Source organism: Tumebacillus permanentifrigoris, assembly GCF_003148565.1.
Classification (GTDB): domain Bacteria; phylum Bacillota; class Bacilli; order Tumebacillales; family Tumebacillaceae; genus Tumebacillus; species Tumebacillus permanentifrigoris.
The window spans coordinates 117711-142146 of the sequence record NZ_QGGL01000011.1 but is presented as its reverse complement, the minus strand read 5'-3'; the positions used below and the strand labels follow the sequence as shown (position 1 = coordinate 142146).

25 protein-coding genes are annotated in these 24436 nt (G+C 56.1%); 7 read left to right on the top strand and 18 right to left on the bottom strand.

What is annotated here, in order from left to right; all coding sequences use genetic code 11:
• Nucleotides 1–34: 34 nt before the first annotated feature.
• The 6 genes from C7459_RS13820 to C7459_RS13795 all read right to left on the bottom strand — a co-directional run bounded on the left by C7459_RS13820 (nucleotide 35) and on the right by C7459_RS13795 (nucleotide 5402).
• Nucleotides 35–451 carry a hypothetical protein gene (locus C7459_RS13820; RefSeq protein ID WP_109689887.1) on the bottom strand — a complete coding sequence of 139 codons (417 nt, stop codon included), beginning with the start codon at nucleotides 449–451 and terminating at the stop codon, nucleotides 35–37.
• Nucleotides 452–454: 3 nt separating this feature from the next.
• A complete protein-coding gene (locus C7459_RS13815; RefSeq protein WP_109689886.1) occupies nucleotides 455–763 on the bottom strand; it encodes a hypothetical protein in 309 nt (102 codons plus the stop codon).
• Between the two features lie 26 nt (nucleotides 764–789).
• Nucleotides 790–1815 (bottom strand): spore photoproduct lyase, encoded by a 1026-nt coding sequence (gene splB / locus C7459_RS13810; protein WP_109689885.1) that lies wholly within the window; start codon nucleotides 1813–1815, stop codon nucleotides 790–792.
• A gap of 17 nt (nucleotides 1816–1832) precedes the next feature.
• Nucleotides 1833–2318, bottom strand: a complete 486-nt coding sequence (locus C7459_RS13805; RefSeq protein ID WP_109689884.1) for a divergent PAP2 family protein — start codon at nucleotides 2316–2318, stop codon at nucleotides 1833–1835.
• A 102-nt stretch (nucleotides 2319–2420) separates the two neighbouring features.
• Nucleotides 2421–3497: a M42 family metallopeptidase gene (locus tag C7459_RS13800; protein ID WP_109689883.1), complete on the bottom strand. Its 1077-nt coding sequence runs from the start codon at nucleotides 3495–3497 to the stop codon at nucleotides 2421–2423.
• Between the two features lie 135 nt (nucleotides 3498–3632).
• Nucleotides 3633–5402: a B12-binding domain-containing radical SAM protein gene (locus C7459_RS13795; protein WP_109689882.1), complete on the bottom strand. Its 1770-nt coding sequence runs from the start codon at nucleotides 5400–5402 to the stop codon at nucleotides 3633–3635.
• Between the two features lie 59 nt (nucleotides 5403–5461).
• Between C7459_RS13795 and C7459_RS13790 the strand changes: the two genes are divergently transcribed.
• Complete coding sequence (locus C7459_RS13790) at nucleotides 5462–5770, top strand: YunC family protein (RefSeq protein WP_109689881.1); 309 nt, start codon at nucleotides 5462–5464, stop codon at nucleotides 5768–5770.
• A gap of 51 nt (nucleotides 5771–5821) precedes the next feature.
• Here C7459_RS13790 and C7459_RS13785 read toward each other — a convergent pair whose 3' ends face one another.
• Nucleotides 5822–7069: a glycosyltransferase family 2 protein gene (locus C7459_RS13785; RefSeq protein ID WP_109689880.1), complete on the bottom strand. Its 1248-nt coding sequence runs from the start codon at nucleotides 7067–7069 to the stop codon at nucleotides 5822–5824.
• 204 nt (nucleotides 7070–7273) lie between these two features.
• Here C7459_RS13785 and C7459_RS13780 point away from each other — a divergent pair, with 204 nt between their 5' ends.
• Nucleotides 7274–8269 carry a phosphotransferase gene (locus tag C7459_RS13780; RefSeq protein WP_170119461.1) on the top strand — a complete coding sequence of 332 codons (996 nt, stop codon included), beginning with the start codon at nucleotides 7274–7276 and terminating at the stop codon, nucleotides 8267–8269.
• A gap of 36 nt (nucleotides 8270–8305) precedes the next feature.
• A complete protein-coding gene (locus C7459_RS13775; protein ID WP_109689878.1) occupies nucleotides 8306–8929 on the top strand; it encodes a DedA family protein in 624 nt (207 codons plus the stop codon).
• Nucleotides 8930–8968: 39 nt separating this feature from the next.
• On the opposite strand, the gene C7459_RS13770 is transcribed toward C7459_RS13775, so the two are convergent.
• The 5 genes from C7459_RS13770 to phnC all read right to left on the bottom strand — a co-directional run bounded on the left by C7459_RS13770 (nucleotide 8969) and on the right by phnC (nucleotide 12989).
• Complete coding sequence (locus tag C7459_RS13770; RefSeq protein ID WP_109689877.1) at nucleotides 8969–10150, bottom strand: MFS transporter; 1182 nt, start codon at nucleotides 10148–10150, stop codon at nucleotides 8969–8971.
• A 36-nt stretch (nucleotides 10151–10186) separates the two neighbouring features.
• The gene (locus tag C7459_RS13765; protein WP_146201002.1) at nucleotides 10187–10408 is read right to left on the bottom strand and encodes a hypothetical protein; all 222 of its coding nucleotides are present in this window, start codon (nucleotides 10406–10408) and stop codon (nucleotides 10187–10189) included.
• 206 nt (nucleotides 10409–10614) lie between these two features.
• Nucleotides 10615–11424: a phosphonate ABC transporter, permease protein PhnE gene (phnE, locus tag C7459_RS13760; RefSeq protein ID WP_109689875.1), complete on the bottom strand. Its 810-nt coding sequence runs from the start codon at nucleotides 11422–11424 to the stop codon at nucleotides 10615–10617.
• Nucleotides 11421–12212 carry a phosphonate ABC transporter, permease protein PhnE gene (phnE, locus tag C7459_RS13755; RefSeq protein ID WP_109689874.1) on the bottom strand — a complete coding sequence of 264 codons (792 nt, stop codon included), beginning with the start codon at nucleotides 12210–12212 and terminating at the stop codon, nucleotides 11421–11423. Before phnE (C7459_RS13755) ends, phnE (C7459_RS13760) begins: the two co-directional genes overlap by 4 nt.
• 3 nt (nucleotides 12213–12215) lie before the next feature.
• On the bottom strand, nucleotides 12216–12989 hold the full coding sequence (gene phnC, locus C7459_RS13750) for a phosphonate ABC transporter ATP-binding protein (RefSeq protein ID WP_109689873.1): 774 nt from the start codon (nucleotides 12987–12989) through the stop codon (nucleotides 12216–12218).
• Between the two features lie 234 nt (nucleotides 12990–13223).
• Between phnC and C7459_RS13745 the strand changes: the two genes are divergently transcribed.
• Nucleotides 13224–14066: an HAD family hydrolase gene (locus C7459_RS13745; RefSeq protein ID WP_109689872.1), complete on the top strand. Its 843-nt coding sequence runs from the start codon at nucleotides 13224–13226 to the stop codon at nucleotides 14064–14066.
• A gap of 61 nt (nucleotides 14067–14127) precedes the next feature.
• On the opposite strand, the gene C7459_RS13740 is transcribed toward C7459_RS13745, so the two are convergent.
• The 3 genes from C7459_RS13740 to C7459_RS13730 form a co-directional block, all read right to left on the bottom strand.
• Nucleotides 14128–16113, bottom strand: coding sequence for a methyl-accepting chemotaxis protein (locus tag C7459_RS13740; protein WP_109689871.1), 1986 nt, complete (start codon nucleotides 16111–16113; stop codon nucleotides 14128–14130).
• Between the two features lie 95 nt (nucleotides 16114–16208).
• On the bottom strand, nucleotides 16209–17039 hold the full coding sequence (locus C7459_RS13735; RefSeq protein WP_109689870.1) for a Cof-type HAD-IIB family hydrolase: 831 nt from the start codon (nucleotides 17037–17039) through the stop codon (nucleotides 16209–16211).
• A gap of 33 nt (nucleotides 17040–17072) precedes the next feature.
• Nucleotides 17073–18338, bottom strand: a complete 1266-nt coding sequence (locus C7459_RS13730; protein ID WP_109689869.1) for an HD domain-containing protein — start codon at nucleotides 18336–18338, stop codon at nucleotides 17073–17075.
• Nucleotides 18339–18506: 168 nt separating this feature from the next.
• Here C7459_RS13730 and C7459_RS13725 point away from each other — a divergent pair, with 168 nt between their 5' ends.
• A complete protein-coding gene (locus tag C7459_RS13725) occupies nucleotides 18507–18947 on the top strand; it encodes a hypothetical protein (protein WP_109689868.1) in 441 nt (146 codons plus the stop codon).
• Nucleotides 18948–19093: 146 nt separating this feature from the next.
• Here C7459_RS13725 and C7459_RS13720 read toward each other — a convergent pair whose 3' ends face one another.
• From C7459_RS13720 to lysS, 3 genes are all read right to left on the bottom strand, one after another.
• Nucleotides 19094–20263, bottom strand: a complete 1170-nt coding sequence (locus C7459_RS13720) for an iron-containing alcohol dehydrogenase (RefSeq protein ID WP_109689867.1) — start codon at nucleotides 20261–20263, stop codon at nucleotides 19094–19096.
• 123 nt (nucleotides 20264–20386) lie between these two features.
• Nucleotides 20387–20854, bottom strand: coding sequence for a thioredoxin-dependent thiol peroxidase (bcp, locus tag C7459_RS13715; protein ID WP_109689866.1), 468 nt, complete (start codon nucleotides 20852–20854; stop codon nucleotides 20387–20389).
• A 12-nt stretch (nucleotides 20855–20866) separates the two neighbouring features.
• Nucleotides 20867–22363 carry a lysine--tRNA ligase gene (lysS, locus tag C7459_RS13710; protein ID WP_109689865.1) on the bottom strand — a complete coding sequence of 499 codons (1497 nt, stop codon included), beginning with the start codon at nucleotides 22361–22363 and terminating at the stop codon, nucleotides 20867–20869.
• Nucleotides 22364–22517: 154 nt separating this feature from the next.
• Here lysS and ytvI point away from each other — a divergent pair, with 154 nt between their 5' ends.
• On the top strand, nucleotides 22518–23600 hold the full coding sequence (gene ytvI, locus C7459_RS13705; protein WP_109689864.1) for a sporulation integral membrane protein YtvI: 1083 nt from the start codon (nucleotides 22518–22520) through the stop codon (nucleotides 23598–23600).
• Nucleotides 23601–23635: 35 nt separating this feature from the next.
• A complete protein-coding gene (locus C7459_RS13700) occupies nucleotides 23636–24361 on the top strand; it encodes a sporulation protein (RefSeq protein WP_109689863.1) in 726 nt (241 codons plus the stop codon).
• The last annotated feature ends 75 nt before the right edge of the window (nucleotides 24362–24436 follow it).

Here is a 24436-nt window from a genome sequence, read left to right as displayed (position 1 = left end):
ACGATGCGGACAGAGGCTCTTTTTGGCTAACTCGCTACTCGTATCGCTCGGATTGGTACTCGATGTAGCCAACCGGGTGGTGGGTGAAATGCAAGACTTTGGCGTGGCGGATGTACTCGCCTTGCAGTTCGATCCGTTCGCCGGTCTGCAAGTTGGGGATCGGATGCTCCCCGATGCCGGCTCCATCGGTTCCGTAGTGCACGGCGACTTTTAGGAAATCGCGTTTCTGCGGAACCTGCTGGCTCGAATAGTCGTCTCCATTGCCATGCACATCGTCGACTCGTACTTCAAAGCGTTGGTGTTTGGTGCCTTCGGTGTCGTCTTCGAGCACTTTGGTGATGGTGCCGATGATGTGGATCGTCGGCCCCTCACGGTCCGGCGTGGCTGGGAACAGGTTCGGCGCGATCGTGGCTTCCTGCCCGCTTAGATCGTGGGTAAACTGCTCGCTCATCGTCTACACGTCCGAACGGTCGTCGTAGTCGTAGCGTACTCCATCCTTCGCCGCCAGCGGTGCGCCGTCGCCGTCGTCGTCGTTCCCGTTGGTGTTGATGCCCATCTGGTTCGCCAGCTCTTCCACTTTGCCTTGCATGTCCTCGTCGCGCGCCGCATCCTTGGCCGCCTTCAGTCCGCGTTGAACCGCATCTTGGTTTTCCATCTGCTGAGTCCCCCATTTCCTCTGGTCTTGTAAGCGAAACGTCGCATCGGTCGAGGCTTCAAAGTCAGCCTGTAGCGCACTGCGGATTCCATCATGGTCTCGTGCCAAGATAGACCCTCCTCCTCACGCCAAGATCACGTGAAATAATCGACCCTTGCTTCTGGGAAGTATTCCTCGATCAAGGCGCGAAGATGCATGTCCAACGCCTGCGCATCGTCCGGTTGGTACACCCACTTGCCGCGGCCGTACTTTCCCCACTTGTACTTGCGCTGCTCCTCGTTCATTTCGAGTTTGGTCTTCGGATAGCGTTCGAGGATGATCTTTTTCGCGGTGGCTGTGAAGCGGTGTTGGATCAACTCGAACGTCAGGTCGCGTTTGGCTTCGGGGACGAGGACCTGGCTGAGATTCTCAATCAGCTCGCGATAGCCCTCGCGCCACCCGTCATAGATCATCAAGGGGGCGAGGATGAAGCCCAGCGGATACCCGGCCTTGGCGATCTTGCCCGCCGCTTCGATCCGCTCATCAAAATTCGAGACGCCTGGCTCGAAATTTTTGATCACATAGCGTGAGTTGATCGAGAAGCGGAACCGCGTCTTGCCGTTGTGCTTGGCATCGAGCAACGAGTCTACCTCGTTGTACTTGGTCACGAAGCGCAGACTCCCCAACTCCGATTGCCCGAAAAACTCAATCATCCGCTTCATGTTCCCCGTCAGATACTCCACAGCGATCGGATCGGAGGTGCAGGCTGCTTCAAATACGGTCGGTTCGGGGGCGCGTTCGTCGATGTAGGTTTGCGCCGTCTCCAAGATCTCGTCGATGTTGACATAGACGCGCACATAGGGCTTTTTCCCCATCGTGGTCTGGAGGTAGCAGTAGTGGCAGTGGCCTGGGCACCCGGTCGACGCGGGCAATGCAAAGTCGGCAGAAGGCTTGGAGGTCTCCAGCTTCATCGTCTTTTTGATCCCGACGACCAGCGTGCTTTTGGCGTTGCGATAGGCTTGTTGTGGTGTGTCGCCCGGGATGCCGATGATGCGATTGTGTGAAGCTGTGATCTGGATGGGCACCCCTTGGTCCTTGAACATCTGGTGCAAGCGGGCTCCGACCTCGAATTCGAGTGCTTGTGGTTCAAAAAATACCAAGTCTGGCTCAAACTTCGGCATGCGTCCACCTCTGTTCCTTACGAAAGTACCAGCGAGAAAATCAACCCGACCGCCACGCCAAATGCCGCCCCGCCCGCCACCTCGATCGGCTGGTGACCGAGCAGTTCCTTGAGCCGTTTGCGTTGGCGGTGCAACATGTACCGCGAAAACTCTGGATCATCAGTCTCGATATGTTTGTCAAACGCCTCTTCCAATTCGTTGATCGCCATCGCCTGCTCGCCTGCGTGTCGACGGATGCCCATCGCGTCATACATCACGATCAGACCCAACACACAGGACAGCGCAAAACTCGTGCTGCCCCACCCCTCACGATACCCGACGGCCGCCGCCAGCGCAGACACCCCAGCGGAGTGCGAACTCGGCATGCCGCCTGAACCGAAAAAGCGCGTCCAGTCCCACCTGCGGTTGTACAAGAAGTGCAACGGAATCTTCAACACCTGCGCCAACAAGATCGCGGAAAAAGAAGCGACGAGCGGAACATTATGATTGAGTGCAGAGGTCAAGCAGTCGTCACCCCTTTCTCCCCGTGGCTAGTATGTGGAGAAACAGCAAAAAACCCTCCTTCCAAACTTATGGAGGGAGGGTCGGTTTTGCAGGCAAACGCCTTAGTAGTTATGCAGTTCCTCAACCGTTTTCTTGTCGAGTTTTTTGATCACAGCTGCGATCAAGGCTGCCGCTTGTTCGAAGTCCTTGCGGGACATGACCGCCGTGTGGCTGTGGATGTAACGGGTTGCGAACCCGATCACGATCGACGGACATCCGATGTTGGAGAGGTGGAACTTGCCTGCATCGGTGCCGCCGCCAGCGAGTGCGTCAGTTTGCAGGTGGATGCCCAACTCCTCCGCCGTGTCCATCACGAGGTCGCGCAGACCGACGTGCGGGATCATCGACGCGTCGAACACCATCGTCAACGGACCATCGCCAACGTTGCAAGACGCCGGGTAGATTTCAAAGCCCGGGGTGTCATACGCAAGGCCCACATCCACCGCGAACGCGATGTCCGGCTGGACGAGCTGACCCATGACTTGCGCACCGCGCAGGCCGACTTCCTCCTGCACCGTAGCACCGGAGTAGACGATGTTCGGATGTTGCTCGTCTTGCAGGTGTCGCAGCACTTCGACAGCTACGCCGCAACCTGCACGGTTGTCCAATGCTTTGGCCGCCCACAGTTCACCATCGCGCATCTCGAAGAACTCGGAGACCGGGATGACCGGGTCGCCCGCGCGCAGGCCCATCTCTTGGGCATGCGCACGGTCGCGAGCGCCGATGTCGATGAACATATCCTTGATCTGCATCACTTTGTTGCGGTCATCGGGTGCCAGCACGTGCGGCGCTTTGGAACCGATGATCCCGATGTGGTCGCCCTTGCGCGTCTTGATGCGGACTTTTTGTCCGAGCATGACGTGCGGCCACCAGCCACCGAGCGCTTGGATTTTCAGGAACCCTTTTTCCGTGATATATGTAACCATCCAACCCACTTCGTCAAGATGGCCAGCAACCAAGATCTTCGGGCCGTCAGCTTCGCCAACTTTTTTGCCCAAGATCCCACCCAAACGGTCGCGAACGATCTCATCGGAGAGCGGTTCGAGGTAATCATTCATCATCTGACGCACTTCGCGTTCGAAGCCCGGCACGCCGTCAACTTCGGTTAAGTTTTTCATCATTTTTACGACGTCTGTCATGTGTATTTCCCCCTTGGTTCTCGTGTAGTCTGTACATAGATGTCTTAGTCTACCCTATCCCGCTTTATCCATAGTACCAAATATTTCGGAAATGGTAAAAATAAATCCCCATGCCGGTCAAGGCATGGGGGTTTTTTAGGCGAGCACACGGTCTACAGCCGACAGCGCGACAGCAAAATACTTCGGTTCTTGGCCTTGTCCTGGCTCGTAGTAGGCGAGCAACAGATGCGCACCTCGTTCCATCGAGTCGATCGCGAACGGCACCACTTCCAGCAGGCAATGCTTATGGATGTCCTGCTCGTTCAGCTTCAAGGCGGCGAACTCTGCACCCAGCAACTCCGGGGAGTCGCTGATCTGTTGGATCAAGGAACTGGAGGCGGACTTGTCCAGCGAACGCTCCCACCAGATCGCGCGCGGCTTGTTCTTGAAGGCTTTCAGGTAGTCGAGCTTCATCAAGCCTTGCACGAGGTCCATGTTGCGAGTTTCGCGGGCGGTCAGGAACTGCTGGAGGCGTTTGAACAGATCCTCCAACTGATGCCCGATCCGGTTCCAGCCCCGCTCCTCCCAATAGTCGCCAAACTCTTGGAAGAAATCGAACGGCGAGTCGAACTCGTGTGTCATCAGGTAGGTCACGGTGCGGTCCCCGCGATGTGCGTTCCAATACTTCTCCAGCACATCCTCGACCCGCTTGATGCGGATCACATCGTCGAAGCTGAGCACGTTGTTGGAGAGGATCTCATACGGCGCATTGTCCATGTACTGGTAGCCGTACTGCTCGGCTTGCGCACGCACACCTGTGCCGCGCAGCATCTTGAGGAAGCCCAGTTGCAACTCCTCAGGCCGCAGTTCGAAGACATCGTTGAAGGTTTTGCGGAAGGAATGATAATCCTCCTCAGGAAGTCCGGCGATCAAATCCAGATGCTGGTCGATCTTGCCACTGTTCTTGATGCCGAGCACCGTGTTGGTCAGCTTCTCCCAGTTCTGGCGGCGCTGGACGATGTCGTTCGTAACGTCGTTGGTCGATTGCACTCCGATCTCAAAACGGAAGATGCCCGGCGGTGCATGTTCCGCCAAATACTGCACGACGTCCGGCTTCAAGATATCTGCGGTGATCTCGAATTGGAAGACCGTGCCGTTGTGGTTTTTGATCAGGAAATCAAACACCGTCAAAGCATAGCGACGATGGATGTTGAACGTGCGATCGACGAACTTGACGGTCTTCACCCCCGTGTCGATCAGGCGCTTCAACTCCGCCAACGTCCGGTCGATGTCGAAGTAGCGCACACCCGTCTCAATCGAAGACAGGCAGTACGAACAGGAGAACGGGCAGCCGCGCGAACTTTCGAAGTAGACGACGCGGTTGACCAACGTCGGCAGGTCGTCATCGTCGAATGGGGACGGGATCTCGTCGAGCTTCATCTTGTCAGCGGGGAAGGTCTGTTGCACGCCTTTCTCCGCATGGTGATAGACGATGCCGGGCACCAGTTCGAGGCGTGCCGGTTCGCCCGTCTCGCGCTCGCGCTGGAACTCGGTCAGCACGCGGTGCAAGGTCTTCTCCCCCTCGTTGATCACGATGCAGTCGACCTCCGGCAGGCGTTCCAGCCACATCCGCGAGTCGTAAGAAACTTCTGGACCGCCGAGGATGATCTTCACATTGGGGTTGGTCTTGCGCAACATCTGAAGGATCGGGATCGTCTCCTCGATGTTCCAGATGTAGCAGGAGAACCCGACGACATCCGGCTTGCGCTTGTGGATATCGGCTGCGACCGAGAGGCCGGGGTCTTTGATCGTGTATTCACAGAGGTCGATATCTGGGAAGTCCTCGCGGGCGTAGGCGCGCAAGTAGCGCAGCGCCAGCGAGGTGTGTATATATTTGGCGTTCAGCGTTGCCAAGACAATTTTCATACGGGGTACCCCCAGCTGCATAAGGTTTGGTGATGCTCTACAAAACGAGGAGGAGTTCGATGATCAACGTCATTCCGATCCCTATCGAGGGTCAGATCGCGCTCGGCATCTCCGTCCAACTGCCCAAAACGAACTTGGTCGTGGTCAGCACCGACATCGGCTACATCATGTGCGGTGCGCTTGATGTCGGGCTGCTCAATGAAAAGCTGGCGGCACGCGGCATCATCGCCGCCCGTGCTGTCGGCGTCAAAACGATTGACGAACTGCTCGACGCGCCGCTGGAATCGGTTACGCACAAAGCCCGAGAGTTGGGCATCACACCCGGCATGATCGGGCGTGATGCGATCAAGATCATGTTACAAGGATAACCAGAATCTAAAACAAACACCCCGCCAACAGGCCGGGGTGTTTTTGTGTGCTTAGTTGCTCAGTTCGTCGAGACGAATTGCGCGATTGTGCACCGTGTGGCTCCAGGTCTTGTTGTTCTTGGTGAAGAGCGCGACAACGGTGATCGGGAACCATGTCAGCAAGAAGATCGCATACAGGGGCAAGCAGGCATACGCCCGCCAATTCGCTTTCTCCAAGAACATGGCGAGTGGCAACTGCGCGTACAGCAACACGTTGACCAAAATCCAGTACTGGGTCGGCAACATCACGCGTTGGATGTTCGTAACCGCCCACCAATCCGGCATGACCAATTGCAGGTAGAGCACCACAGACGTCAGCAAGATCATCAGCAGACGCATCGGTTGGAACAGGTAGAGCGCCGCGTCGAGCATCTGCCAGTTGCGATGCTTGATCGACTTGCCGAGCAACGGCCAGAAATAGCGCGATGCACAGTCGAAGTGCCCTTGCATCCAACGCAAACGTTGCTTCCAGGAGGCTTTCATCGTGTTCGGCTTCTCGTCATAGACCAGTGCGTTGTGCGCCCAAGTCGGGTAGATTCCACGCTCGACACAACGAGCGGTGAATTCGACGTCCTCGGTGAGCGAGTGCGCACCCCAGCCCATTTCCTTCAGCAGAGCGGTTTCGATCGTGATCCCGGTGCCGCCCAGCGAGTTGGCGAGGCCGAGGTTGTAGCGGGACAGTTGCCACATGCGGTTCGTATAGTAGTACGAAATCGCCATCGACATCGAAATCCACGAGTCGTTCGGGTTCTTGGTGGCCAAGTAGCCCTGAATGACGCGAGCCCCCCCGATCAACTTCACGTTCATTTCGGTCAAGAAGTCACGAGCGGCGAGGTTGTCCGCATCGAACATGACGACCGCATCGTATTCCTTTTTCTGTTCCCAGAGTTGTTCCAACATCCACTCGATCGCAAAGCCCTTGCCGCGCTTGGCGTCGTCGAAGCGCTCAAACGCGAGCGCTCCGGCGTTGCGCACGATCTCAGCGGTGTTGTCGGTGCAGTTATCGCAGATTACGAAAATATCGTACAGTTCCCTTGGATAGTCCAACGTCTGCAGATTCTCAATCAGCGGTTCAATTACTTCAGCTTCATTGTGAGCCGCCACGAAGATCGCGAACGACTTTTGAGGAGCGTGTGTGGTCGTTTCTTGCTTCTGGCGAATCCCGAACAGCGACACACCTACCTGATAGGCGCTGATGGCCCCCGTCAGACCCTGCATCGCAATAAATGTTCCGTCCGCTAGAGTTCCAAGAATACTCATTCAGTCTTCCCTCACTTTTACTGTGGCATTTCCACATGTGGTTCCATAGGTTAGCATCTCAATTCGAGACACATTCTAGTCTACTATAACAAATATGCAATTCAGGGACAAGTATACGTCTGTCTTTCTCATTTTTTGAGAACTTTGCCTCGTCTGGTCGAATATGAAATAAGCACAGGGATGATGACGAGAGAGGTGAAAGACATGGAACAATGGGAGCGTTTGTTGGGAGCGAATTGGGGGCTTGAGGTGCAGCGGTTGGAGGCGGTTGGCCCGGTGTTCAAAGTCAGCACAAGCACAGGCATCTACTGTTTAAAACGCGGCAAGCATGGTCGCGGTCGTCTCGGCTTCGACCATCATGTGATCGAGGAGTTGTACGCACAGGGATTTTCAGCCACCCCGCGCTTCTGTCTGACGGTGGAAGGAAAGCCTTGGGCGGAGATCGACGACGAGCCGTGGGTGCTCACCCCGTGGATCGGACGACCGCTGAACGCATCGTCACAGGTGGAATGGTTGCGGGCAGCCGCTCAATTGGCGCGCTTCCACCAAGCCTCGCATGGGCTGGAGATGCCCGACGAGGTGAAACGAGTCGCTTTTTCCGGCAAGTGGTTGGCGCGTTTCGAGGAGCGCAACTCCGCTCTGCGTGCAGCGGTTGAATCGTTCTCACCTCCTCAAAACGAATTTGAAGCCGATGTGGGGCAACATGCAACGAAATTGCTGGAGGAAGCGGAGCGGGCGACTCGCACCTTGCACCGCTCGGCCTATGGCGCGATGGTGCATGCCATCCGCGAAACGCCAACGCTCATCCACGGCAACGTCAAGGCGGAAAACTTTACGGTGGACGAAGCCGGGCGCGTGTGTCTCATCGATTTCGACTCGTTCCGGCTCGATGTGTGGGTGCAAGACCTCAGCGACTTCCTCGCCAACGCGTTGCTTGCCCAAGGCTGGTCTCAGGAGTTCGCCTGCCACTTGTTCGAGGCGTATCACGCCGAACGACCGTTGCTAGCAGAGGAGGCTCCGGTGTTGCTCGCCTTGCTCTCCTACCCTTATCGTGCGGTCAAAGTGATCCATAAATACCATGCGGAAGGCCGCGGCTTGGAAAAAACGCTGCGCAAGTGGCGGCGCGCTCTCCAAGAACTGAACTCTCAAAAAGTTTTTGTCAATGAATGGGCAATCTGGCTCGAAAAACGTGTACAATAAGGGGGAGAAAATCAAGACAAGCGAGGTATTGTACACATGTTGCATCAACTGCTTGAATGGCTCTCCAGCATCGCTACCGGGCTGATCGATACGTTCGGGCACTGGGGAGTCTTCCTCGCCATGATCATCGAGAGCGCCTGCATTCCGCTGCCCAGTGAAGTGATCATGCTGTTTGGCGGCTTCCATGCACAAGAGGGTTTGCTGACCTTCTGGGGCGTGGTCTGGGCAGGTGTGTTCGGGAATCTCGTCGGCTCGCTCCTCACCTACTGGATCGGCGCGACCAAGGGCCGCGAGTGGCTGGAACGCTACGGCAAGTACGTCTTGATCAAAGGCAAGCATATCGACACCGCGGATCGTTGGTTCAAAAAATACGGCGAATGGGCCGCGTTTTTTGGGCGCAACCTGCCTGTGGTCCGCACCTTCATCTCGCTCCCCGCCGGGATTGCGCGGATGAACTTCCTGAAATTCACGCTGTTCACCTTCCTCGGCTGCCTGCCGTGGAACTACGTCCTCACCTACCTCGGGTTCACGCTGGGCGCGAACTGGGGCATCGTCGAGCCGTACATCAAACCGTTCTCCTATGGCATCCTCGGCGTGCTCGTGCTCGCGGTGTTGTGGTTCTTCGCCCGCAACCTGCGCAACCGCTTTGCCACCAAATAAAAAAAGCCTCGACTTCATCTGAAGTCGAGGCTTTTTGGGTTAGGCTTTTCTGGCAGTGGCTGGCGTCTTGTCCCGACCCGCAAACACGAGATAGAGCAACAGCGCGACTGCGCTCAAGATCACGCCCGAGATGTACGGGAAGCCTGTGCCGACGGCGAACAGCGCGCCGCCGACGATCGGTCCGACGATCCGACCCAGCGAGTCGAACGAGGACAGCAAGCCAGATGCGCTGCCTTGACCCGCCGTCGTGCGCTTGGAGATCAGTGCCGTGATCGACGGGCGCATGAAGCCGTTGCCGATCCCGAAGATCGAGAGGTACAGCGCGGCAGTCCAGAAGCTCGTGGTCAGCAGGATCAAGCCGAAGCCGATCGCCGAGATGACGAGGCCCATCTGAATGACGCGGCCCTCGCCGAACTTTTTGATCAAGCGACCGATCAGACCGCCCTGCACCAACGCCCCTGCGAAGCCCATGATCATGAAGATATAGCCGAGGCTGACCGTGTCGAGCCCGGCACGTTCGGCACCGAAGTAGGCGAAGGTGGTTTCCAGACCCGCCATCGAGACGGAGACGACAAAGTTCATGATGTAGATGATCGACAGGTTGCCACTAAACGCTTTCCAACGCGATTCCTTGACGCCCGATGGCTTGCGCTTCTCCGGTGTCAATGATTCTTTGAGCACGAACAAGACGAGCAGGAACGTGATACCCGACGAGATCCCCGCGACGAGGAACGGCACGTTGTAGCCGAACTTGGTGAAGACCCCACCAATCGCCGGGCCAAACACGAAGCCTAAGCCGACTGCCGCTCCGACCATGCCCATCCCCTTGCCACGGTTCTCTGGCGTCGTGATATCGGCAACGTAGGCGGTGACCGTCGGCATGTTCGCCGAGGACAGGATGCCTGCGAGAATTCGAATCGCGAACAGCTCCCAGAGTTGATCGGCAACCGAAAAGAGGAAGAACGACAGCGCCAGACCGGAGATCCCGATCAGCATGACCGGCTTGCGGCCGATGCGGTCTGAGACACTGCCCCAGAGCGGTGCAAACAGGAATTGCATAACGGAGTAGACCGCCATCAAAAATCCAAGTTGTGTCGGGGTGGCCCCGATGTCCTTGGCAAAAAACGGCAACACCGGGATGATGATACCGAAGCCCAACATGACGAGAAACATCACCAAGAAGAGAATCGGTAGAGCTTTTTTGGCGTGGTTCTGTTCCATAAGTCTCTCTTCCTTCGTTCTAAATTGTAGGTCTGATTAGCGAGCTTTGAAGGCTTTGGCGATCAGCACGCCGATCACGGCCCCAATCAGGGCGAACACGATGTCGACCAAGATCGGCGTCGTATTGCCGTCGAGCTCGATCATCGGACCGAACGACAGCTTCAGCAGATGAGCGCCAACAAACAAGAGACCATTTGCAAACAGGGTCCCGAGAATCAAGCTGATCCCTTTGCGGGACGGACGCAACAAGAGTGTCACCAGAATACTGGCTACCAGAGAAACACCCCAGGTAAAGGCCATGAGAGAACCGCTCACGAAGTACATCCTCCTTGTGTCTAAAAACGAAGTCAGTTTGCATACCTCATTATTGTAGACTACTTATCGTTTATATACTAGCATGTATAGAAAAAAGCCCGGTTCGTCAAAACCGGGCTTTCACAATTTGGACAAAACGTAAGATGTGACTACACGAGGCGTTTGCGGATCGATCCGGAGATAAAGTCGATGATGACGACCGCGATAACGATCCCGATAAAGATGATCCCGACGCGTGCCCAGTCTTGCGATTGCAGAGCGAACAGCAACGGGGTCCCGATGCCGCCTGCGCCGACCATCCCGAGCACAGACGCAGCACGGACGTCAATTTCGAATTTGTAGAGTGCGAAGGAGAAAAACTCCGGTAACACTTGCGGCAGAACCGAGAAGAACAGCGTCTGAATACGGTTCGCACCGACGGCTGTCAACGCTTCCATCGGGCCTTCGTCCATGTTCTCAATCGCTTCGGAATAGAGCTTCCCGATCATCCCGATCGAGTGGAACCCGATGGCGAGCATCCCTGCGAACGGACCTGGTCCAACGGCGACGAGGAAGATGATCGCGATGATCAACTCCGGAAGGGTCCGGATGATGTTGAGGATGCGCTTGCCGAACCACGAGATCCAGACATACTTTTTGGACATGTTGCGCGCCGCCAAGAAACCAAATGGCACCGCCAACAGCGCCGCAACCGAAGTCCCGAGGAACGCGGTTTCGAGGGTGATGATCATGTTGTCGACAACGCCCTCAGATTCGTTAAAGAACGACCATTCCGGGTGGAACAGCCCTTTGAAAATATTCTTGACCGTCGGCATCGAGTGCAACGCTTTTTCAAGATCGAAATTCATGCCTGTGGTCGACCAGAGGACGAGGCCGAGCACGATCAACCAAGAAATGTAGGCTCCAACGCGTTGCCCGGCGCTTTTCTTCGGTGCGATCAGACCTTTTTGTTGACTCATAGCAGTCTCTCCCGAATCGACGCACTGACCGAGTCAATGATGATGACTAGGAGCAGCGTGAACAGAATGATGGTTGTGACATGGGGGTAGTTGAACAGGTCGAGGTTGGTTTTCAGAACCATCCCGATCCCGCCCGCACCGACGAGACCGAGGATCGCAGAGGCGCGCACACAAACCTCGAACGTATACAGCACATACGCAACAAACGCCGGAAGCGCCTGCGGAACGACAGCGAATCCGATAAATTGCAACTTGTTCGCCCCGACGGCGGTCATCGCTTCCAACGGACCTGGATCGATGGTTTCCACCGACTCATAGGTCATCTTGGTCACGATCCCGAAGGAGAAGAACACCAGCGCACAGACCCCAGCCAGCGGCCCCAAACCTGCGATCGCGACAAAGATCGACGCCAACAACAGATCAGGAATCGTCCGGATGAAGTTCAGAACAAAGCGGGTCGAAGAGGTGATCCAACGCGAGAGGAACACGTTGCGCGCGGCCAGCAGAGTAAACGGAATCGCGAGCAACGAGCCGAGAACGGTACCGAGGATCGCCATTTTCAGCGTCTCCATCATCGGCTTGAGGATCGATTTGAAGTAGGCGAAGTCTGGCGGGAACATCTGAGCCAGCAGGTTCCCCATGTTGGGCAGCCCTTCCCACAGTTCCGTGATGTCAGCTTTGATGCCAATGTAGCTGACAACATAGAGCACCGCGAGGATGAGGTAGATCACGATAAACTTCAGCCGGGACGGCTTGGGCGGTAATTTGAACGCGTTGGACTGGTTCATGGCTTAGACCTCCACGTCGCCGAGCAATTCGTCCTTCTGAATCTTGCGACCGTAAATCTCCGAGAACACATCGTCTGTTGCCGCTTCGACCGGACCGTCGAACACGACTTTGCCGGCACGCAAACCGATGATTCGGGTCCCGTACTTGCGCGCAAGGTCGAGGAAGTGCAAGTTGACGATCGTGGTGATGCCCAGTTCTTGGTTGATGCGCTTGAGGTCGTCCATGACTTGAACGGTGGTCAGCGGGTCAAGCGATGCGACCGGCTCGTCGGCGAGGATGATCTTTGCCTCTTGTGCCAGAGCGCGGGCGATGGAAACGCGCTGCTGTTGCCCACCGGACAGTTGGTCGGCTCGGATGTAAGCCTTGTCCGGAATGTTCACGCGGCGCAGTGCATCGTGCGCGAGTTCAACGTCCTGCTTCGGCCACAGGCCAAGCAGTGTGCGCAGGGTCGAATGGTAGCCGACGCGACCGGACAGAACGTTGCGCAGAACCGAAACCCGTTTGACGAGGTTAAAATTCTGGAAGATCATGCCAATGTCACGACGAATGCGGCGAAGCTCGACTCCTTTGGCCTTGGTGATCGATTGACCGTTGATCACGATCTCGCCTTCAGAAATCTCATGTAAGCGATTAATCGCGCGAAGCAGCGTGGACTTACCTGCACCGGACAAACCGACGATGATGACAAATTCCCCCGGATGTATGGTCAGGTTGATATTATCCAGGCCGACGGTGCCATTGGGATACACCTTTTTAACTTTGTTAAATTGAATCATCATTCTCCCAACTTTCGTTTCGGTCTAGTTGAACATGTCGTTTTTGGATACCAAGTAGTATAACCTATTCATACCACATCAAGTATCCGATGAGAAGGGACAGCAAGTACCATTGTACTCAAAAGGTAAGTTGATTGGAAGACTTCCGACATAAAATTTTGACTAAAATTGTCGAGTGCTGGTGGAGAGCCCGTTTTGCGATATAATAGTTTCCAGAAAGGATGGGGTATCAACATGGATCTTTCGAAAGTCAGCTTGATCATCTACGACTTGGATGGCACGCTCTATGAAGACACGCATCACTTCGATTACTACGCCAACGAACTGAGAAAACGACTGCCAGCCGATGTGCAAACTTCGTTCCAAACCGACTATGAAGCAGGTCGCCGCGACGAGCACGTGCTGCGCATTGGACGTACATACGACGCAAACCGCGATCTGATCCTCGTGCAGATCAAGGGCGACGTCCGCGAAGTCTACCGTTGGGATGGCACACAACTCTCCGACGAGGAAGTGCGCGAGTTGTACCCGGACCGAGTCGAAGTCAACTTGACCGACATGTTCTCCGTCGGCGACCTCTGGTGGGTGCCCGGTTGCATCGCACGCCACTACGGGCTGGACGACAGCCAGACAACCGAAGCGTTTCTCTCGACGCGCGAGTTCATGATGGGACCTGACTTCCACATGAACAACATCGCAGGATTGAAGGAAGCGATCAACGCATCGCGCGCCAACGGAATCAAGCAAGTGCTGGTCACTAACTCACCGCAGCCGGATTCGGAGAAGATCCTCGACAAGATCGGTCTGTTGCAGTCCTTTGACGAGAAAGTGTTCATGGCGCGCAAGCCATCGGGCACCAAGGGCGTCTTCGAGCGGATCGTCAACCAGTTTGACCTCCCGTATGAGCGCATCCTCTCGGTCGGCGACAACTGGGTGAACGAAATTCTCCCGGCGATGGAACTCGGTTGCCAGACGGTCTACATCGACCCGCACAACATCGGCACCGAACTGGAATGCACCCGACGCGTGCAAGCGATGTCCGAAGTGTTGGACACGATCGCAGGCGCAGGCAAGTAAGAAAAAAGACTCGAGCCACAAGGCTTCGAGTCTTTTTTTGCATCCGCTGCAGGTAAAAGGGTTACTTCAACCGGAACTTGCTGATCCCCTCGCGCAATTCCTCCGCGAGTTCAGCCAGTTGGTTGGAATTCTCGGTGATCACCTGCATCGTCTGCAAGGATTCCTCCGAAGCCTGCGCCGCATCGGTGACGCTGGCGACCATCTCCGACGCCATCTCGCGGACTGCATCGACCGCGTTGACCCCCGTCACGGTGCTGGCTTCCTGCAGACCGGCTTCGTCGCGAATCTCGCGAATCTGCTGTTCGACGCTGCCGACATGTTGCAAAATTTCCGCAAACGCTTGTGAGGTCGACTGGACTTGCTCGACCCCAACCCCTAAGCGCTCCCGCAATTCCCCGGACGTCTCACAGACATCGACCACGCTCGCTCGAATCCGCTTCACCAAGCTCTCGACCTGCTCTGTCGCCGTGCGCGACTGGTCGGACAGTTTCGCCACTTCCTGCGCCACAATTGCGAACCCGCGCCCCTGTTCCCCGGCGCGCGCCGCTTCGATCGAGGCATTCAAAGCCAACATCCCGGTCTGCTTGGCAATCGCTTTGATGTCATCCACGATCTCATGAATGCTCTGCGCCACCGCCTGCAACTGCACAACGCGCTGTTCGTTCTCTGCGGAACTGCTCTCCACATCGCGCATCGTGGAAATCGAACGCTCCATCTGGGATTGTCCAACCCCTGCGGACTCGCGCATCTGTTCCGCCGCCAGCACCGCTTGCTCCGAGTTGCGGGCGATGTTCTGCGCTTGCGCTTCCAAGGCATGCAGTTGCACGGACGCTTGCTCCACCTGTTCAAATGTGCGATCGACCAGCATCGTCACATCGGCCGACGACGCTGCGATCATGTGCAGTGTGCTTTTCGCCTCCTCCGTCGAGGCGGCAAACTCGCGGCTGCGATCGCTCAGCGCGTTCGACTCGACATGCAACACGCTCACGAGGTGCTTCAAGCCTTCGGTCATCGCGAGGAAGGAGCGGACGATCTCGCCCATCTCATCCCGGCTGCTCGTCTGGCTGAGTTTGCGCATCTCGGCATTCTCCGTCAGATCACCTGCCGCCACGCGCACCATCTCTCCGCTCAGACGAGCCAAGGGACGCGACAATCGGTTGTACAGCGAGAACGCCACGATCCCGCCCAACGCGAGCAGGATGATCCCACCCAGACCGGCGCGTTGCAACAAGTCATTTCGAATCTGCTTGCCTGTTTCGGAGAGGGTTTGCGTGCCGAGGAAGCCGATCGTATCCCCAAATAGATCGGTCAACGGCCCCAGCGTTTGTGTCTCTTGTCCCTCGTCTGTCACTTGCGAAAGTGTCAACGGTGCGCGCTGCCCTCGTACCTGTGCGAACAGATCCGGCGCTTCAGCTTTCTGAAATCCCTCGTAGGTGGACACCACTTGATGCCCGTCGTACAGCATGATCTGGGCGTGTGTGACCAAGTTCACCTGCTTGAGAAATGGTTCATCGACCCGCTGCAGGAAAAACAGCATGGCATTCGGCTTCGCCTCGCCTTGCTCATCGGTGACTTTGGCGATCCCGACCAGCATCAAGCCTTGATCGGTCTGCATCAACCCGGTGCGCGTCCTGTCCGCCCCGAGCGCGAGCGCCGCCTTGGCTAACTGGGCGTCGAACCCGATGGGTTCGTTCTCGCGCTTGAGAATCAAAGTCCCTTGCAGGTCGGTGAGATATGCGCCGACCAACGACTTGTTGGAGTCCATGACGTTCAGGACATTGTTCGCAATCCAATCCCGATCCCCCTGTGCAACCGCTGTGTGGAGATCCGCCCAATAGGCATTGGTCTTGACGAGACTTTCCCAATTCTCGCCCATGTAGTGCATCATCTCATTGGCACTTTGCAGGTTGCCGACGCCGCGCTCCTGCTCCATCTGGGAATAGCTCTGGTTGATGCCGAGATAAATCCACGACCCCGTTGCAACCATCGGAAGAATCAACAGCGAAAAAATGGTCAGGATGATCTTCGTGGTGATCGAAAATTTCATGCTGTAACCTCTCCCCTTGTTCCCCTTAACGAAATAAAGAACGACTCATGAAAACCAGTAGCACTAGTTTCGACGAGCCGTTCCTAAATCCCTTTTTAACTGAGCATCTTGGTTCTGATGAGGTGTGCAACGCCATCTTGGTCGTTTGATTTCGTAATCCAGTCCGCCCGTTCCTGTAATTCCGCGTGCGCATTGCCCATCGCGACGCCCAGTCCAGCAAATTCGATCATCTCAAAATCGTTGGTATTGTCCCCTACTGCGACGACCTGCTCCGCCGGAATGTTAAATATCTCCGCCACATGGCGGATGCCAGATGCCTTGGTCGAGCGGTGATGGAAGCACTCCAGCAGCGTGAAGCCCGGCCAGTCATGGTCGGAGATCACCATGTTGAAGGTCTGCGGCAACTTCTGCAGCGCTTCATACAGTGGCAACACGTGTTCCGTGCGGTCGATCAACAGCACCTTGATCGGATGCAGATGGGCGACCTCCTTCAAGCTCTCCACCTGCTGGACAACTTCTGGAATGTGCTTGTGGATAAAAACATACGCCTCGTCAAAGCCTGGATCGAGATCGTAGTAGGTGTCCACGCCCTCAAACGTATGTACGAACACGCTCGACCACAGGCCGTGCGCCTGGATCACCTCGAGAATCGCCTTCGTGGTCTCCTCGTCCAGCGTCTGGTGCAACAAGGTCTTTTGCGCCAACGGATCGACGACCACCGCACCGTTGCCGAGAATCACCGGCACGGAGATGCCGATCTGCTTGACGATGTCGACCACCCCGCGCAACTGCCGTCCGGTCGCCAACGTCACGATGATGCCGTTGTCATACGCGTCCCGAATCGCTTGGATCGTGCCAGGCGTTACTTCGCCTTTTGAGTTCAACAACGTGCCGTCGATATCGGAGACGAGCATTCTGTATTTCATGGTGTTAACCCCGTTTCTACCTATTTATATGCACTATATTTTTAAGGCTTCCAACCAGCCGCGAATCGGCTTATAGGAGCCTTCCCCGCGCAGGACTTCCTTGGGGCAAAAGATGCGGTACTGCGTAATCGGCTTCAAGGAGCGAACGAGCGGTGAAGCATCCGCGATGTCCATCCGGTGCCCATCCTCCTCCACCAATGTGATGCCTTGGTGGTACATGTGGTACCCGGCGGCGGTGGAATGCCCGAAAGCGAGGAAGTAATCGGGGTTCAAACCTTGCGAGCGGAACATGTCGCGAACGGTCTGTTTCTCGACTTCCTTGAGTTCGCGGGTGTGGATTGAGCCGAACAAGCGGCGGTTGATGAAACGATCCGCGAGGTCGCGCAGAATCGCATCCTCGGCCTCCGACCAACGGTGGAACGTGTACGTCATGACGCTCTCATCCATCCGCAGATACTCTTCAACCGACATCTCGTCCATCGTCTTGTCGAGGAACGGGCGCAATTCGTCAGGGAGAAACAACGCTCGGTCGCTCATATGCAAGTGCTTGGCGCGCAGGAAGGCATGGCGAAGCAACACATCACTGCTGAGCGTGACCGGATGTTGGTAGACTTGCGAATACATGAAGTAGCGGGCGAGGATGTATTGTTCGACCGTTTGCTGACCCGATTTTTTCACGACGATGTCGTTGCCCTGTGGGCTCATGACGCGAATCAAGCGCTCCAGCTCGAAGCGACCATAGGTGACACCGGTGTTGACCGCGTCACGCAACAGATAGTCCATGCGGTCGACGTCGAGCTGCGAGGAGATCAGTTTGACGACGAGCGGGAACTTGTCTTTTTTGGCGATCACGTTGACGACATCCTCGGGGAACTGAGGGTCGACGCGACGAAGAATCTCGTTGACATCCGGGTCTTCGAGCAGGATGCGCTGCGAAAACTGCTCGTGGTGGAACTTGAACACCGTCTCAATCGTGTGCGAAAACGGCCCGTGGCCGATATCATGCAGGAGCGCGGCACAGAGTGCCAGCAGACGGGTGCGGGTATCGCCCGGCCATCCGAACTTGCGGTCAAAGTGCGAGAGGACTTTGCGCATCGTCTCGTAGACGCCAAGGCTGTGGGTGAAGCGGGTGTGTTCGGCCCCGTGGTAGGTCAGATAAGCGGTGCCTAACTGACGCACGCGACGCAAGCGTTGGAACGCGCGGGTATTGATCAGATCCCAAATCAATTTATCGAACACATAGATGTAGTCGTGTACTGGATCTTTAAATACTTTTTCCTTGTCCACCCAATCGGTCATGGGAGTGCCCCCTCTTGAGTCCTTCTACATGGAAGGATAACACAAAAAGTTCATCTACAAGCAAGGGAATGGTTTTTTTGTGCAAACTTCACTATAATGGTGGGTGAACAAGCATAATGTAACCTATGACAATCGACTATTATGTACCAAAGGGGTTCGACGAGACCTATGAATAGACACGACCGTTTGCTGTATCTGTTTGACCGTATGCCGGTGGAAAAGCAACAGGATCTACTGAACTTGATGGAGACATGGAATGCTGTGCCGTCGCTGTCTGTCGTCAACCAAACAGGCGAGCTGAACCCGGCTCTGGAGGAGTCGATCGGCCGCGAGTGGTATTGCCTGAACGCGCTGAAGCGCGTGGTCTCCACGCATTTCCCGCCGCGTCTGGAACTGGCCTACGTGGCGTTCCACCCGTCCCTCGACTCGGTCAGCAGCGCCAAGTCGCGCCGTGCTGCCGAGCAGATGTACACGCTGGAAGCCGCCTATGAATTGAAGCGCATCTACGAAAACGACCACGAGTCGGACGTGTTCACCGAGGAAGTTCTGGAGCAGATGAACCACATGCTTCACGACTGCGAAGTCGAGGCAGGACAGAGCAAGAAGTAAGCGAAAAAGTCCCGTTGCCAGAGCAGGCACGGGACTTTTCTAGTTGTGCCAGATCTGAAGTCGCACATCCGAGGATATCGAGTGCACAACCTGTTCGACGAGGAAAAAGGAGCCCTCCGCTTGTGGCGGAAGGCTCCTTTTTTGGCTTACAGACACATCTTGAGAATGTCCTTGACGTTGTCGTGCTCCAGGGTGTGGAAGCCGCCAAACGGGCCAGCAAACATGGATTTCTCGACCATGAGATCGAGGTTGGTGTCGTCGATGTCGTAGTCGGCGAGGCGAGACGGAGCTCCGATCGAGGTCCAGAAGGCACGCAGACGCTCGATGCCTTCCAGAGCGATGTCCGTGTCGCTTTTGCCCGCCGGGTCGACGTGGAAGACGCGGGTCGCCAGTTGCACGAAGCGCGAAATGCCAACGCCCTTCTCCACCGCGTACTTCAGCAAGTTCGGGAAGATGATCGCCAATCCGCCGCCGTGCGGGATGTCGTAGATCGCCGAAACGGCATGCTCGATCCGGTGTGACGCCCAATCGCCTGCCATGCCCATGTAGGTCATGCCGTTGAGCGCCATCGTGCCGCTGTACAGGATCGTTTCGCGATGCTCATAGCTCTCCAGATTCTCCAAGAGCTTCGGCGCCGTCTCGATGACCGTCAGCAGGATCGACTCCAGCATGCGTTCTTGCAATCCCGTGTTCGTCGTGTGCGAGAAGTAGTTTTCAAAAACGTGCGACATCATGTCGACCATGCCGTAGATCGTGTGCTCACGCGGCACGGTGAACGTATGTACCGGATCGAGGATCGAGAATTTCGGGTAGGCCGCTTCAATGCCCCAGCCGAGTTTCTCCTGGGTTTCCCAGTTGGTGATGACCGAGCCGCAGTTCATCTCCGAGCCGGTCGCCGCCAACGTCAGCACCGTGCCAAACGGCAGCGCTTCGCTGACTTCTACTTGATGGGAGATGAAATCCCAAGCATCGCCGTCATACTTCGCCGCCGTCGCAATCGCCTTGGTGCAGTCGAGGACGGAACCGCCGCCGACAGCCAGCAGGAAGTCGATGTTTTCACGCTTGCAGAGATCTGCCCCCTTGTTGACCGTAGTCAGACGCGGGTTCGGTTCGACGCCCCCCAATTCGAAAACGTTGGCGTCGATGCCCTTCAACAGGTTCATCACATGGTCATACAGGCCGCTTTTCTTGATGCTGCCGCCACCATAGACGACGAGGACGTTTTTGCCAAACTTCGGCACTTCCGTCGTCAGCGCCTCCAATTGGCCACGTCCGAAGATCAAACGGGTCGGGTTATAAAAAGTGAAGTTTTCCACAGACAATTCCTCCTTCGAGTGTCGAAATACGCAACTCAACCGATATGACTGATGGGTTTGATCGATTTTTTCGATCTTAAAAAAGCCCTGCACCTGAAGCTTCAGGTGCAGGGACTTGTCCTTTTACAGGGCCTTCACGTCCGCCATCACTTGATCGACATGACCGGCGACCTTGACTTTCGGGTAGATCTTGCGAAGGACACCTTCCGCATCGATCAGGAGCGTGGTGCGCTCGACGCCCCAGTATTTTTTGCCGTACATGTTTTTCTCCTTCCAGACCCCGTAGCTTTCGAGCACGGTGTGTTCCTCGTCGGAGAGCAGGATGAACGGCAGTTCGTACTTGGAGATAAACTTCTCGTGTTTTTTTACCGGGTCGGGCGAGACGCCCAGGATCACCGTGTTCAGATCGGCAAACGCGCTGTGCAGATCGCGGAAGCCACAGGCCTGGGTCGTACATCCCGGCGTGTCGTCCTTCGGGTAGAAGTAGAGCACGATGTTTTTGCCGCGCAACTCGCTCAACGTCACGCTCATCCCGGTGCTAGCAGGCAGCGTGAAGTCGGGAGCGGGTTGGCCAACAGTCAACTCAGCCATTGAAAATCCCTCCTACAGGTTGCGCATGTGCGGGAACAGCAGGACGTCGCGGATCGACGGTTGGTTGGTCAACAGCATGACCAGACGGTCGATCCCGATCCCCAGACCCCCGGTCGGCGGCATGCCGTATTCCAGCGCGGTCAGGAAGTCTTCGTCCATCTCATGCGCCTCGTCGTTGCCGTGTTCCTTTTCCGCCATCTGCGCTTCAAAGCGCTGACGTTGGTCGATCGGATCGTTCAATTCGGTGAACGCGTTGGCATGCTCGCGGCCGACGATAAACAATTCGAAGCGGTCGGTGTAGCGCGGGTCGATCGGGTTTTTCTTGGCCAGCGGGGAGATCTCCACCGGGTGGCCGGTGATGAAGGTCGGCTGGATCAGCTTCTCCTCAACGAACTCTTCGAAGAACGCGTTGAGGATGTGGCCGACCGACCAGAATTTCTCCGTTTTTACGCGGTGCTTTTTCGCCAGTTCGTGCGCTTCTGCATCCTCGGTGACGAGGAGGAAGTCGACACCCGACGCTTCCAGAACCGCATCGACCATCGAGAGGCGCTTCCATTTCGGGGTCAGGTCGATCTCGGTGCCTTGGTAATCGACCTTCGTCGTGCCGAGCACTTCGCGTGCGATGTAGGCGATGCACTCCTCGGTCAAGGTCATGATCGTATCGACATCGCCGTATGCTTCATACAGTTCGAGGAGGGTGAATTCCGGGTTGTGACGGGTGGACATGCCTTCGTTGCGGAAGACACGGCCGATCTCGTAGACTTTTTCCAGACCGCCGACGATCAGGCGCTTCAAGTGCAATTCAATCGCGATGCGCAGGTAAAGTTGCATGTCCAGCGCGTTGTGGTGCGTTACGAACGGTTTCGCCGTCGTACCGCCCGCGATCGTGTGCAGGGTCGGGGTCTCAACTTCGAGGAAGCCCTGTGCGTCAAAGTAGCGGCGCATCGCTTGGATGATCCGCGAGCGCAGGACGAACGTTTCGCGAACTTCCTCGTTCACGATCAGATCGACGTAGCGCTGACGGTAGCGCTGCTCGATGTCCTTGAGACCTTTGTGCTTGTCTGGCAACGGACGCAACGCTTTGGAGATCACGCGCAGGCTCGCCACGTTGACCGAGATTTCACCCGTTTTGGTTTTGAAGATCGTGCCTTTGATTTCCACAAAATCACCGATGTCCAGCTTGTCGAAAATTTCAAAGGACTCTTCGCCCACGGTGTTTTGCTTCACGTAGAGCTGCACGCGTCCGACACGGTCTTGGATATCTGCAAAACCAGCCTTGCCTTGACCGCGCTTGAGCATCAGACGACCGGCAATCGTCACTTCCTGTGCGAGTTCTGCCAGTTCGTCCTTGGATTTATCTTCACCGAATTCGAGGATTTGTTTGCTGGAATGAGTGACGTCGACGCGGGTGCCCCACGGATCGATGCCTTTTTCATACAGAGCTTTCAGCTTGTCCAGCCGCACCTGCATCTGTTCGTTAATGTCCACTACCACTTCTTGTTCTGACATACGCCTTCACTCCACTCAATCTTATGGTTTCATATAATAATACCTAGAAAAAACCAATCAGTAAAGGTATGCCCCACCCCGTTCCAGTCTAACCTGCACAAGGACCGGTATTCTGGTACAATTTAACTAAAACTTCCTACCAAGGAGTGTCGCTATGCTCTCATTTGTAACCAAACATTTTCTCTCGATCGTGAATCTGGTGCTCTGGCTCGGATTCGCCTGGCTGGTTTTGATCAGCGCCAAGTGGGTGCTCCCCTTCATCTTGCCGTTGCTGTTCGGGATCTTGATCGCGATCCTGATCGAGCCGCTCGTGAAATTTTTGCACACCTTGCGCTTGCCGCGTTCGCTCGCTTCGCTCACGACGCTGGTCGTGTTTTTCGGCGGGAGTTTTACGTTGGTCACACTGTTGATCGCCAAACTGGTCATCGAGTTGGCCGACTTCGCCAAGCGCGTCCCGGAGATGACGGCCGGGCTGGTCAACCAAGCGCAGACACTCGTCCATACTGCGGTCGATTTCTACGGCACCCTGTCGCCGGAGATGTCCGCCAAAGTTCAGGAGACGATGCAATCGATCGCCCATTCGCTCACCAAGTTTGGACAAGGTCTGTTGACCTCGATGACCAATACCGTGCTGTCGATCCCGTCCACCGTGACGATTTTCCTGCTCTCGCTGTTGATCGCCTTTTTCATCTCCAAGGATTTCCGACTCTGGCAAGTCCGCTTCTTGCGCTTGATTCACCCGGAGATTCGCAAGCGCGGCGACATCGTGCTCGACGATCTGGGCAAAGCGACATTTGGCTATGCGCGCGCGCAGTTGATTCTGATCTTCATCACCTACGTGCAAGCGCTGGTCGGTCTGCTGATCCTGCGCGTGGAGTACGCCTTCACGCTGTCGTTGCTCGCCGCCTTCCTCGACATCCTGCCGTTGCTCGGCACGGGGTCGCTGTTCGTACCTTGGGCGCTCTATATGCTGGCAACTGGCAACACGAAGCTCGGCATCGGCCTGTTGATCGTGTATGGCTTGATCGTCGCCGTGCGTCAGGTGCTGGAGCCGAAAGTGCTGGCCGAATCGATCGGTCTCGATCCGTTGGTGACGCTGGTCGTCATGTACGCGTCCTTCCAAGCGCTCGGGTTCGTCGGCGTGATCCTCGCGCCGTTTTTGATCATCATCTTCAACTCCCTGATGAAAGTGCGAGCCTTTGACTTTTTGCTCGACCATGAGAAAACGAATACGTAATCTACCACTCTACAAGAGAAGCGAGGGATCTCGGGATGTTCAAAAACCTATTTCATAAACTGGGCGTGAGTTCAGCTACCGTCAACTTGGTGCTGGATTCTGACCGTGTACGCGTGGGCGAGGAGGTCGTGGGTGCTGTCCTGATCACAGGCGGCAAGACGGAGACGCAGATCGATGCAGTCAACGTCCATCTCACCATGAAAAACAAGCAAGGCGATGAAGAACGCACCTACGAAATTGCAAAAATCAACGTCGCCACAGGTCTGGTCGTGCGCGAAGGGGAGAGCCTGCAATTCCCGTTGCGCTACACCCTGCCGGTGCTCCCACAGTCCAGTCACTACGTCAGTTTCACGCTGCACACCGAGCTCGACATCCCTGGAGCTGTTGATAAACACGACTTCGACAATTTCTACGTGCTGCCAGCCCAACCGATCGCGGTGATTCAAGAGACCTTGTATCACCTCGGCTTTGAGCCAAAAGCCGATTCTGGCGAGCTGGAAGGCCACCACCAAAAGTTTGAGTACAAGCCGACCCGCGGCGCGTACAGAGGCCGTTTGACGGAGTTGGAAGCGATCTTCCTGCTCGAAGACGAAGGTGTGCGCATCTACGTGGAACTCGATCACAGGTCTGGCTTGTTCGGACAGGAAGTGGAAACCACCCCGACCGTCTTCATCGGCTACGAACACCTGAACTCGGTGGAAAGCTGCAAAGCCGTGTTCATCGACTTCTTGGAACAGGAGATCCGCCACTTCCGAGGCTGACCTCACAGGGCATGCTCATCCTGCACCGCACGCCGCAGCAACCGAACGATGGGAAGCGGCCGACGAGCCCGCTAC